Below are 233 nucleotides of genomic sequence, written 5' to 3'. Positions count from 1 at the left end.
TAAAACAAGCCATGCGTGTACTGGGAATTGAAACATCCTGCGATGAAACCGGCATCGCGATTTACGACGACGAAAAGGGCCTTTTAGCCAACCAACTGTATAGTCAGGTGAAATTACATGCTGACTACGGCGGCGTGGTGCCGGAGCTTGCCTCCCGCGATCACGTTCGTAAAACGGTTCCGCTGATTCAGGCGGCATTAAAAGAAGCGAATCTGACGGCAAAAGATATTGAT

At 49.4% G+C, this 233-nt stretch carries 1 pseudogene; it reads left to right on the top strand.

Annotation, left to right across the window (positions count from 1 at the left end):
- Positions 1-11 precede the first annotated feature (11 nt).
- Positions 12-233 (top strand): annotated as a pseudogene (locus tag GYRE_RS23080) (tRNA (adenosine(37)-N6)-threonylcarbamoyltransferase complex transferase subunit TsaD); the annotation flags it as partial.

Origin of the sequence: Yokenella regensburgei ATCC 49455, from assembly GCF_000735455.1 — a bacterium.
Classification (GTDB): domain Bacteria; phylum Pseudomonadota; class Gammaproteobacteria; order Enterobacterales; family Enterobacteriaceae; genus Yokenella; species Yokenella regensburgei.
Note: the sequence above shows the minus strand (reverse complement) of the source record. Positions and strands in the feature narration are given on the sequence as shown.